The 11811-nt window shown below is 70.5% G+C and carries 8 protein-coding genes; 7 read left to right on the top strand and 1 reads right to left on the bottom strand.

From position 1 onward, the window contains the following. Nucleotides 1-5: 5 nt before the first annotated feature. Entirely contained in the window at nt 6-2420 is a 2415-nt protein-coding gene (gene lon / locus ACZ44S_RS11315; RefSeq protein ID WP_466927115.1) for an endopeptidase La, read from the bottom strand. A 152-nt stretch (nt 2421-2572) separates the two neighbouring features. Between lon and ACZ44S_RS11310 the strand changes: the two genes are divergently transcribed. The 7 genes from ACZ44S_RS11310 to ACZ44S_RS11280 all read left to right on the top strand — a co-directional run bounded on the left by ACZ44S_RS11310 (nt 2573) and on the right by ACZ44S_RS11280 (nt 11804). Beyond that, entirely contained in the window at nt 2573-3262 is a 690-nt protein-coding gene (locus ACZ44S_RS11310; protein WP_466927112.1) for a spermidine synthase family protein, read from the top strand. A 125-nt stretch (nt 3263-3387) separates the two neighbouring features. Continuing rightward, a complete protein-coding gene (locus ACZ44S_RS11305) occupies nt 3388-4128 on the top strand; it encodes a response regulator transcription factor (RefSeq protein ID WP_125504251.1) in 741 nt (246 codons plus the stop codon). Continuing rightward, on the top strand, nt 4125-5237 hold the full coding sequence (locus ACZ44S_RS11300; protein WP_466927110.1) for a HAMP domain-containing sensor histidine kinase: 1113 nt from the start codon (nt 4125-4127) through the stop codon (nt 5235-5237). Before ACZ44S_RS11305 ends, ACZ44S_RS11300 begins: the two co-directional genes overlap by 4 nt. Before the next feature lie 291 nt (nt 5238-5528). After that, nucleotides 5529-9317: a multifunctional oxoglutarate decarboxylase/oxoglutarate dehydrogenase thiamine pyrophosphate-binding subunit/dihydrolipoyllysine-residue succinyltransferase subunit gene (locus tag ACZ44S_RS11295; RefSeq protein WP_466927108.1), complete on the top strand. Its 3789-nt coding sequence runs from the start codon at nt 5529-5531 to the stop codon at nt 9315-9317. Between the two features lie 82 nt (nt 9318-9399). After that, the gene (locus ACZ44S_RS11290; RefSeq protein ID WP_003992906.1) at nt 9400-9579 is read left to right on the top strand and encodes a DUF6104 family protein; all 180 of its coding nucleotides are present in this window, start codon (nt 9400-9402) and stop codon (nt 9577-9579) included. A 289-nt stretch (nt 9580-9868) separates the two neighbouring features. Beyond that, complete coding sequence (locus ACZ44S_RS11285; RefSeq protein ID WP_466927105.1) at nt 9869-10741, top strand: DUF4097 family beta strand repeat-containing protein; 873 nt, start codon at nt 9869-9871, stop codon at nt 10739-10741. Between the two features lies 1 nt (nt 10742). Then, nucleotides 10743-11804 (top strand): helix-turn-helix transcriptional regulator, encoded by a 1062-nt coding sequence (locus tag ACZ44S_RS11280; protein WP_466927103.1) that lies wholly within the window; start codon nt 10743-10745, stop codon nt 11802-11804. The last annotated feature ends 7 nt before the right edge of the window (nt 11805-11811 follow it).

Raw genomic sequence — 11811 nt, 5'->3', positions numbered from 1 at the left:
CTCCGTCACACGGCGACCGGAACCTCCGGCGCCGCGCCGTTCACGGCCGGCGTCAGCGCCAGCTCCAGGACCTGGCGGACATCGGTGACGGCATGGACGTCGAGCTTGTCCAGCACCTCCGCCGGGACGTCGTCCAGGTCGGGCTCGTTGCGCTTGGGGATGATCACGGTGGTGATCCCCGCGCGGTGCGCGGCGAGCAGCTTCTGCTTCACCCCGCCGATCGGCAGCACCCGCCCGGTCAGCGAGACCTCACCGGTCATCGCCACGTCCGTACGGACCAGCCGGCCGGAGAGCAGCGAGGCCAGGGCGGTGGTCATGGTGACGCCCGCGCTCGGGCCGTCCTTGGGCACCGCACCCGCCGGGAAGTGGATGTGCACGCCCCGGTCCTTGAGGTCGCCGACCGGGAGCTCCAGCTCGGCGCCGTGGCTGCGCAGGAAGCTCAGCGCGATCTGCGCCGACTCCTTCATCACGTCACCCAGCTGGCCGGTCAGGGTCAGCCCGGACGCGCCCGTCTCCGGGTCGGCCAGGGAGGCCTCGACGTAGAGGACGTCCCCGCCCGCGCCGGTCACCGCGAGACCGGTGGCGACACCGGGGACGGCGGTACGGCGCTCGGCCGGGTCCTGGGCGGACTCGGGCACGTGGTGCGGCCGGCCGATCAGGTCCCGCAGGTCACCCTCGGTCACGGTGAAGGGCAGTTCCCGCGCGCCCAGTTCGTGCTGGGCCGCGATCTTGCGCAGCAGCCGCGCGACGGACCGCTCCAGGGTGCGCACACCGGCCTCGCGCGTGTACTCGCCGGCCAGCTTGCGCAGCGCGCCCTCGTCGATCGTGACCTCGTCCTCGGCCAGTCCGGCACGCTCCAGCTGGCGCGGGAGCAGGTGGTCGCGGGCGATGACGACCTTCTCGTCCTCGGTGTAGCCGTCGAGGCGGACCAGCTCCATGCGGTCCAGCAGGGCCTCGGGGATGGCTTCGAGGACGTTGGCCGTCGCGAGGAACACCACGTCGGACAGGTCGAGCTCGACCTCCAGGTAGTGGTCACGGAAGGTGTGGTTCTGCGCCGGGTCCAGGACTTCCAGCAGGGCCGCGGCCGGGTCGCCGCGGAAGTCGGAGCCGACCTTGTCGATCTCGTCCAGCAGGACGACCGGGTTCATCGAACCGGCCTCCTTGATCGCGCGGACGATCCGGCCGGGCAGCGCGCCGACGTACGTGCGGCGGTGGCCGCGGATCTCGGCCTCGTCACGGACGCCGCCGAGGGCGACGCGGACGAACTTGCGGCCCATCGCGTGGGCGACGGACTCGCCGAGGCTGGTCTTGCCGACGCCGGGCGGGCCCACGAGGGCCAGTACGGCACCCCCGCGCCGTCCGCCGACGACCCCCAGACCCCGGTCGCTGCGCCGTTTGCGCACCGCCAGGTACTCGGTGATCCGCTCCTTCACGTCCTGCAGGCCCGAGTGCTCGGCGTCCAGTACGGCCTGGGCACCCTGGATGTCGTAGGCGTCCTCGGTGCGCTCGCGCCACGGCATCTCCAGGACCGTGTCGAGCCAGGTGCGGATCCAGGACCCCTCCGGGGACTGGTCGGAGGAGCGCTCCAGCTTGTCGACCTCCTTGAGCGCGGCCTCGCGGACCTTCTCGGGCAGGTCGGCGGCCTCGACGCGGGCGCGGTAGTCGTCGGACTCCTCGCCCTCCTGGTCGCCGTTCAGCTCGCGCAGCTCCTTGCGGACGGCCTCCAGCTGGCGGCGCAGCAGGAACTCGCGCTGCTGCTTGTCGACGCCCTCCTGGACGTCCTTGGCGATGGTCTCGGCGACGTCCTGCTCGGCGAGGTGGTCGCGCAGCTGCTGCGTGGCGAGCTTGAGCCGGGCCACCGGGTCGGTGGCCTCCAGCAGGGCGGTCTTCTGTTCGGTGGTGAGGAAGGGCGAGTAGCCGGAGTTGTCGGCGAGCGCGGAGACGTCGTCGATGGCCTGGACGCGGTCGACGACCTGCCAGGCGCCGCGCTTGCGCAGCCAGGCCGTGGCGAGCGCCTTGTACTCCTTGACGAGCTCGGTCACGTGCCCCGGCAGCGGCTCGGGCACGCTCTCGTCGATGCGGGTGCCTTCCACCCACAGGGCGGCGCCCGGCCCGGTGGTCCCGGCGCCGATGCGCACGCGGCCGCGGCCGCGGATCAGCGCGCCCGGGTCACCGTCGGCCAGCCTGCCGACCTGCTCGACCGTGCCCAGCACACCGGTACCGGCGTAGGTCCCGTCGACGCGCGGCACCAGGAGCACTCGTGGCTTTCCCGGTTCGGTACGGGCGGCGGCCTGGGCGGCCTCCACCGCGGCGCGCACCTCGGAATCGCTCAGGTCCAGCGGTACCACCATCCCGGGCAGCACGACCTCGTCGTCGAGCGGCAGCACAGGCAGGGCGAGCGGTGTGGACTCAGCAGCCATGATCTCCCCTTCGGCAGTCAAGTTGAGCTATGCCGACTCAATGCAGGGGAGCCGCCGAATGTTCCCGGTGCTCCGTTCGCTCTGAGCGATCACCGTCCCGGGGCCCTGAAGGACCGTGAACGGCACGGAAACACGGCTGTCAGGATGAACGCATGCCCACCCCGTACGACATTCCCGAAGCCCCCGAAGTCCTGGACCGCCGCGAGGGCCCGTACGGCGAGGTCGTACTGCGCAGGCACGGCGGCCTGCTGCAGATCATCGCCAACGGCTGCTTCCTGATGGACACCTCCGACGGCCGTTCGGAACGGCGGCTCGTCGACGCGGCCCTGGCCGCCCTCGGCGAGCGCACGGCTCACCCGCGGGTCCTGATCGGCGGTCTCGGGGTCGGCTTCTCGCTCGCACACGCCGCCGGCCAGTCACGCTGGGGAGGGATCACCGTGGTGGAGCGCGAACCGGCCATCATCGAGTGGCACCGCGCGGGGCCGCTGACCGGGCTCTCCGCGCGAGCCCTGGCCGACCCCCGCACGAAGATCGTCGAGGCGGACCTCGTCCGTTACCTCGCTGAGACGTCCGACACGTTCGACGCGCTGTGCCTCGATATCGACAACGGGCCCGACTGGACCGTCACCGAGGACAATGAAGGGCTCTATTCACCGGCCGGACTGGCAGCCTGCGCAAGGGTGTTGAAACCGCGCGGAGTGCTCGCGGTCTGGTCCGCAAAGCCCTCCCCGGAATTCGAGGGAACCTTGCGGAATGCCGGGTTCCGACAGGTGCGTACCGAAGAGATCCCCGTTGCCCGGGGCGTTCCGGACGTCGTGCACATCGGCGTCCGCCCTGGATAGCAAAGCCACGGTGAATCCCCGTACGCTGCTGCCCTGACGCCGATCATTCAAGCGTCAATCGCAGTGATGCGCAGACGACGGATCACCCCACGGATTCCGGAAAAAGCACACCTCAGGGGCGGGCGATGGAGCAGACACACACCTCCCACAACGGCACGGCGACGACCACCCCCGGCGCGCAGCGCCGGGTCCTGGTGGTCGAGGACGATGCGACGATCGTGGACGCCATCGCGACCCGCCTTCGCGCCGAGGGATTCCTGGTGCAAACGGCGAGCGACGGCCCGTCCGCGGTCGACACGGCGGAGGCCTGGCAGCCCGACCTGCTGATCCTCGACATCATGCTGCCGGGCTTCGACGGCCTGGAGGTCTGCCGCCGCGTGCAGGCCCAGCGTCCTGTGCCCGTGCTGATGCTCACCGCGCGGGACGACGAGACCGACATGCTGGTCGGGCTGGGCGTCGGCGCCGACGACTACATGACCAAACCGTTCTCCATGCGGGAGCTGGCGGCCCGCGTGCATGTGCTGCTGCGCCGCATGGAGCGCGCGGCGCTCGCCGCCACCACCCCGCGCAGCGGCATCCTGCGGCTGGGCGAGCTGGAGATCGACCACGCGCAGCGCAGGGTGCGCGTGCGCAGCGAGGACGTGCATCTGACGCCCACCGAGTTCGACCTCCTGGTGTGCCTGGCGAACACGCCCCGCGCGGTGCTCTCCCGTGAGCAGCTGCTGGCCGAGGTCTGGGACTGGGCGGACGCCTCCGGCACCCGGACCGTGGACAGCCACATCAAGGCGCTGCGCCGGAAGATCGGCGCCGAGCGCATCCGCACCGTGCACGGCGTGGGCTACGCCCTGGAGACGCCGACGCCATGAGCGAGGGTCCGGCCGGACGCAGAGGCCCCGGGGGTGCACAGCCCTGGGGCGGTGTACGCCCGTTCTCGATCAAGACCAAGCTGGGTGCGCTGGTCGTCGTCTCCGTGCTGATCACCACGGGACTGTCCGTGATCGCGGTGCACACCAAGACGGAGCTGCGCTTCATCACGGTCTTCTCGATGATCGCCACGCTGCTCATCACGCAGTTCGTGGCGCACTCGCTCACCGCGCCGCTGGACGACATGAACGCCGTGGCCCGGTCCATCTCGCACGGCGACTACACCCGCCGGGTGCGGGAGAACCGGCGGGACGAGCTGGGCGACCTGGCCCAGACGATCAACGTCATGGCCGACGAGCTGGAGGCCCAGGACCTCCAGCGCAAGGAGCTGGTGGCCAACGTCTCGCACGAGCTGCGCACCCCGATCGCGGGCCTGCGCGCGGTGCTGGAGAACATCGTCGACGGCGTCACCGAGGCCGATCCCGAGACGATGCGCACGGCCCTGAAGCAGACGGAGCGGCTCGGACGCCTGGTGGAGACGCTTCTGGACCTGTCCCGCCTGGACAACGGGGTCGTCCCGCTGAAGAAGCGCCGGTTCGAGGTGTGGCCGTATCTGTCGGGCGTGCTCAAGGAGGCCAACATGGTCTCCTCGGCCCGCGCGGGCATGGCCTCCGGATCCGGCAGCCACACCCGGACGGACGTACATCTGCACCTCGACGTGTCGCCGCCCGAGCTCACCGCGCACGCCGACCCCGAGCGCATCCACCAGGTCGTCGCCAATCTCATCGACAACGCGGTCAAGCACAGCCCGCCGCACGGCCGTGTGACGGTCCGGGCGCGGCGCGGCGCCCAGCCGGACTCGCTGGAGCTCGAGGTGCTGGACGAGGGCCCGGGCATTCCGCGGACGGAGTGGCGGCGGGTCTTCGAGCGGTTCAACCGCGGCAACGTCAACCGCCCGCACGGGCCGGGCAGCGACGGCGGCACGGGTCTCGGCCTGGCGATCGCCCGCTGGGCCGTCGATCTGCACGGCGGCCGGATCGGAGTGGCCGAATCCGAGCGGGGCTGCCGGATTCTGATCACTCTTCCGGGAGCACCATCCGTACCAAGTTGACGTAAAGTTCGAAGCGGAGCCGCAAGATCCAAACGTGTCGGCGCTGACGGACACGTGTGATCAGGCACAGGCCCGCGCGCACCGCGCGCCAGGCCGTGGCCGAGCGATGCCCGATGCCACCGGAAGTACCGGAACCTCGCTTGTTTCCCGCCATTTCCCGCGCCGAAACACGCGTGGGGATGTGACTTACACGACGATGAACGGGCCCGGCCTGACCTTCTCGCTCCGGGGGGCGTAGCCTTTATTTCCGCTGTCCATCATCTTGCGAAGCGGAAGAGGGCGGTTGACGCCGTGTCGCCACAGTCCCCCAGTAACTCGAGCATCTCGACCGACACCGACCAAGCGGGCAAGAACCCCGCTGCGGCCTTCGGTGCCAACGAATGGCTCGTCGACGAGATCTACCAGCAGTACCTCCAGGACCCGAACTCGGTGGACCGAGCCTGGTGGGACTTCTTCGCCGACTACAAGCCGGGCGCGCCTGCGACCTCGGCTCCGGCGGGTACCGCGGCCGCGGGGGCCGCGGGAACCACCACCCCCGCGGCCCAGCCCGCCGCGCCCGCCCCTGCGGCCGCGCGGCCCGCTGCCGCGGCACCGGCACCCGCCGCCCGGCCGGCCGCCGCCAAGGCCCCGGCGCAGGCCGCCGCGCCGGCGCAGGCCGCCGCGCCCGCCGCGAAGCCGGCTCCCAAGGCGGAGCCCGCCGGCGAGGCGAAGACCGGCCCCGAGCAGGTGACCCTGCGCGGTCCGTCCGCCGCCGTGGCGAAGAACATGGACGCCTCCCTGGAGCTGCCCACGGCCACGTCCGTGCGCGCGGTCCCGGTGAAGCTGCTGTTCGACAACCGCATCGTCATCAACAACCACCTCAAGCGGGCGCGCGGCGGGAAGATCTCCTTCACGCACCTCATCGGCTACGCCATGGTGCAGGCCATCAAGGCCATGCCGTCGATGAACCACTCGTTCGCCCGCGTGGACGGCAAGCCGACCCTGGTCAAGCCGGAGCACGTCAACCTCGGTCTGGCCATCGACCTGGTCAAGCCCAACGGCGACCGCCAGCTGGTCGTCGCGGCGATCAAGAAGGCCGAGACGCTGAACTTCTTCGAGTTCTGGCAGGCCTACGAGGACATCGTCCGTCGTGCCCGCGACAACAAGCTGACGATGGACGACTTCACCGGCGTCACGGTCTCCCTGACCAACCCCGGCGGCCTCGGCACCGTCCACTCCGTGCCGCGCCTGATGCCCGGCCAGTCGGTGATCCTGGGCGTCGGCTCGATGGACTACCCGGCGGAGTTCCAGGGCACCAGCCAGGACACCCTGAACAAGCTCGGCATCTCCAAGGTCATGACGCTCACGTCGACCTACGACCACCGGGTGATCCAGGGCGCCGCCTCCGGCGAGTTCCTCCGCTCGGTCGCGAACCTCCTCCTCGGCGAGAACGGCTTCTACGACGAGATCTTCGAGGCGCTGCGCATCCCCTACGAGCCGGTCCGCTGGCTCAAGGACATCGACGCCTCCCACGACGACGACGTCACCAAGGCCGCGCGGGTCTTCGACCTGATCCACTCCTACCGGGTCCGCGGCCACGTCATGGCCGACACCGACCCGCTGGAGTACAAGCAGCGCAAGCACCCCGACCTGGACATCGTCGAGCACGGCCTCACCCTGTGGGACCTGGAGCGCGAGTTCGCCGTCGGCGGCTTCGCCGGCAAGTCCCTGATGAAGCTGCGCGACATCCTGGGCGTGCTGCGCGACTCGTACTGCCGCACCACCGGCGTCGAGTTCATGCACATCCAGGACCCCAAGCAGCGCAAGTGGATCCAGGACCGCATCGAGCGCTCGCACACCAAGCCGGAGCGCGAGGAGCAGCTGCGCATCCTGCGCCGGCTGAACGCGGCGGAGGCCTTCGAGACCTTCCTGCAGACCAAGTACGTCGGCCAGAAGCGCTTCTCCCTGGAGGGCGGCGAGTCCGTCATCCCGCTGCTCGACGCGGTGCTGGACTCGGCCGCCGAGTCGCGTCTGGACGAGGTCGTCATCGGCATGGCCCACCGCGGCCGGCTGAACGTGCTGGCCAACATCGTCGGCAAGTCGTACGCGCAGATCTTCCGCGAGTTCGAGGGGAACCTCGACCCGAAGTCGATGCACGGCTCCGGCGACGTGAAGTACCACCTGGGCGCCGAGGGCACCTTCACCGGCCTGGACGGCGAGCAGATCAAGGTCTCGCTGGTCGCCAACCCCTCGCACCTGGAGGCGGTGGACCCGGTCCTCGAGGGCGTCGCCCGCGCCAAGCAGGACATCATCGGCAAGGGCGGCACGGACTTCACCGTCCTGCCGGTGGCCATCCACGGCGACGCGGCCTTCGCGGGCCAGGGCGTGGTGGCCGAGACCCTGAACATGTCGCAACTGCGCGGCTACCGCACCGGCGGCACGGTCCACGTCGTGATCAACAACCAGGTCGGCTTCACCGCCGCCCCGGAGTCGTCGCGCTCGTCGATGTACGCCACCGACGTGGCCCGCATGATCGAGGCGCCGATCTTCCACGTGAACGGCGACGACCCGGAGGCGGTCGTGCGCGTCGCGCGCCTGGCCTTCGAGTTCCGCCAGGCGTTCAACAAGGACGTGGTGATCGACCTCATCTGCTACCGCCGCCGCGGTCACAACGAGTCGGACAACCCGGCCTTCACCCAGCCGCTGATGTACGACCTGATCGACAAGAAGCGCTCGGTGCGCAAGCTCTACACCGAGTCCCTCATCGGTCGCGGCGACATCACCCTGGAAGAGGCCGAGCAGGCGCTGCAGGACTACCAGGGTCAGCTGGAGAAGGTCTTCACGGAGGTCCGTGAAGCCACCTCCCAGCCGACGACGGTCGAGCCCTCGGAGCCGCAGGCGGAGTTCCCGGTCGCCGTGAACACCGCGGTCACCACGGAGGTGGTCAAGCGGATCGCCGAGTCCCAGGTGAACATCCCCGACCACATCACCGTCCACCCGCGTCTGCTGCCGCAGCTGCAGCGCCGGGCGTCGATGGTCGAGGACGGCACGATCGACTGGGGCATGGGCGAGACCCTCGCGTTCGGCTCGCTGCTCCTCGAGGGCGTCCCGGTACGCCTCGCGGGCCAGGACTCCCAGCGCGGCACCTTCGGCCAGCGTCACGCGGTCATCATCGACCGCAGCACGGGCGACGAGTACACCCCGCTGCAGTACCTCTCCGAGGACCAGTCGCGGCTGAACGTCTACAACTCCCTGCTGTCCGAGTACGCGGCGATGGGCTTCGAGTACGGCTACTCGCTGGCCCGTCCCGACGCGCTCGTGCTGTGGGAGGCGCAGTTCGGCGACTTCGTGAACGGCGCGCAGACGGTCGTGGACGAGTTCATCTCGTCGGCGGAGCAGAAGTGGGCCCAGACCTCCGGTGTGGTCCTGCTCCTCCCGCACGGCTACGAGGGCCAGGGCCCGGACCACTCCTCGGCCCGTCCGGAGCGGTTCCTGCAGCTCTGCGCGCAGAACAACATGACGGTCGCGATGCCGACCTCGCCGTCGAACTACTTCCACCTCCTGCGGTGGCAGGTGCACAACCCGCACCACAAGCCGCTGGTCGTCTTCACCCCGAAGTCGATGCTGCGCCTGAAGGCCGCGGCCTCGAAGGCGGAGGAGTTCACCACGGGCCAGTTCCGCCCGGTGATCGGCGACGCCTCGGTCGACCCGGCCGCGGTCAAGAAGGTCGTCTTCACGGCCGGCAAGGTCTACTACGACCTCGAGGCCGAGCGGCAGAAGCGCGGCGCGACGGACACGGCGATCATCCGCATCGAGCGCCTGTACCCGCTTCCGGGTGCGGAGCTCCAGGCGGAGATCAAGAAGTACCCGAACGCCGAGAAGTACCTGTGGGCCCAGGAGGAGCCGGCGAACCAGGGTGCCTGGCCGTTCATCGCGCTCAACCTGATCGACCACCTCGACCTGGCGGTCGGCGCCGATCTGCCGCACGACGAGCGTCTGCGCCGCATCTCGCGGCCGCACGGCTCGTCCCCGGCGGTCGGCTCCGCGAAGCGCCACCAGGCCGAGCAGGAGCAGCTGGTGCGCGAGGTCTTCGAGGCCTGACCGGCGGCAGTACGCGCGCGGGCCGCACCCCTCTCACGGGGGGTGCGGCCCGCCCCGTTTTCCGGCACATATCCTTGTCCTCATGTACTTCACGGACCGTGGCATCGAGGAACTGGAGAAGCGGCGCGGCGAGGAGGAAGTCACATTCGAGTGGCTGGCCGAGCAGCTGAGGACGTTCGTCGACCTCAACCCCGACTTCGAGGTCCCGGTGGAACGCCTGGCCACCTGGCTCGCCCGCCTGGACGACGAGGACGACGAGTAGGCGGTAACTGCGGGCAGTCCTGCCGCTCCCGGCGCTCCCGCGGGCAGTCGTGCCTCCCCCAGTGCTGAAAGGCCTGGGAGGTGCCAGCACCAGCACCAGCACCAGCACCAGCACCAGCACCAGCACCAGCACCAGCACCAGTGCACATCACCTCGGCGCGCTCCCCATCCCAGCCGACGGATCCCCCGAACGAGTGTCTTGACTTTCCCCTGCCGCGATATATCGTGAATCACGAAAGACGCGATATGGCGCGTCGTCGGGGTACGCCCGTTCCCAGGAGGTCGTCACCATGCCCGAGTCGTCCGTGGCGGAGCCCACAAAGCTCACCTTCGACGCCCCCGTGACCGAACTCCACGTACGCATCGTCAACGGAACGGTGAACGTGGTGGGGACCGACGAGAGTTCCGCCCGCCTGGAGGTCTCCGAGATAGACGGACCACCCCTGGTGGTGACCCACAAGGACGGCACCCTCACGGTGGCCTACGAGGACCTGCCCTGGAAGGGCTTCCTCAAGTGGCTGGACCGCAAGGGCTGGCGTCGCAGCGCGGTCGTCTCCCTGGCCGTACCGGCACGGACCCGCGTCGAGGTCGGCGTGGTCGGCGCCGCCGCCGTCGTCTCCGGCATCCGGGGTCCCGCCGCCGTGAAGGGCGTCGCGGGCGACACCACCCTCGTCGCCCTCTCGGGGCCGGTCCGCGCGGACACCGTGTCGGGGAACGTGGAGGCCCAGGCCCTCACCGGCGACCTCCGCTTCGCCTCCGTCTCCGGCGACCTCACCGTCGTCGAGGGCTCCGGCTCCTCCGTACGGGCGGACACGGTCAGCGGTTCCATGATCGTGGACCTGGACACCGACGGCCCCACCGACGTGAAGCTGACCAGCGTCTCGGGCGAGATCGCCATCCGACTGCCCGACCCGGCGGACGCGGAGGTCGAGGCCAACACCGCCAGCGGCGCGATCTCCAACGCCTTCGACAACCTCCGTGTGCAGGGCCAGTGGGGCGCCCACAAGCTCACCGGCCGTCTGGGCACGGGCAGCGGCAAGCTGCGCGCCACCACCGTCTCCGGCTCCATCGCCCTGCTGCGCCGCCCGCCCGGTGAGGACCAGCCGGACCCTCGGGACGGCACGGGAGACAACGCCGGTACGACCGACAAGAAGGTGCTCTGACATGCCCCCCGTCTTCGCCCACGGACGCCTCCGCCTGTATCTGCTGAAGCTGCTGGACGAGGCACCGCGTCACGGTTACGAGGTGATCCGCCTGCTGGAAGAGCGCTTCCAGGGGCTGTACGCGCCCTCCGCGGGCACGGTCTACCCGCGGCTGGCCAAACTGGAGGCGGAGGGCCTGGTCACCCACACCACCGAGGGCGGCCGCAAGGTGTACTCCATCACGGACGCGGGCCGGGCCGAGCTGGCCGACCGCAGCGGCGAACTGGCCGATCTGGAGCTGGAGATCCGGGAATCGGTCGCCGAACTGGCCGCCGAGATCCGGGCCGACGTCAGCGGCGCGGCGGGCGATCTGCGCCGCGAGATGCGGGCCGCCGCCGGCAAGGCCCGCCAGTCCCGCGGCACCGGTACCGGCACCGGCACGTCCGACGACGAGGGTGGCCTGGGCGACTTCGCGGTCTTCGGCGACAAGGACGCCTGGCGCGCCGCCAAGGAGGAGATGCGCCGCGCCAAGCAGGAGTGGAAGGAACAGGCCCGGCGCGCCAAGGACGAGAGCCGGCGCTCCCGCGAGGAGGCCCAGCGCGCCCGCCGCCAGGCCAAGGAGGCCCAGGACAGGGCCCAGGAGGAGGTGCAGCGGATCATGCGCCAGGTCCAGGAACAGGTGCAGGACCACTTCGCCCGCGGTGACTGGCCGACCGGGCTGCGCGAGGGCCTGGGGGAACTGGCCAAGGGGATGGGTGAGTTCGGCAAGGACTTCGGTTTCGGCCGCACCGGCACGGGAGCCTCCGGCCCGGGCTCCTCCGGTGCCGGCTCCGAGCCGTCGTACTCCCGGACGCCCGAGGACTTCCCCGCCGAGTACGCCCCGGCGTGGGCCCACGAGGACGCATCGGACTCCACCGGTGACCCGGCGCGTGATCTGGACCGGCTGCTGGACCGCTTCCGGGACGACATCCGGGACGCGGCCCGCGACCACGGCGTCACCGGGGACCAGCTCCGCGACGCCCGCCGCCACCTGTCGACGGCGGCGGCGCACATCGGGGCGATATTGCGCGCCCCGAAGGCCTGAGCCGTCG

It is taken from the genome of Streptomyces malachitofuscus, from assembly GCF_055571035.1.
The sequence above is the reverse complement of the archived record's forward strand: the minus strand, read 5'-3'. Positions and strand labels throughout refer to the sequence as shown.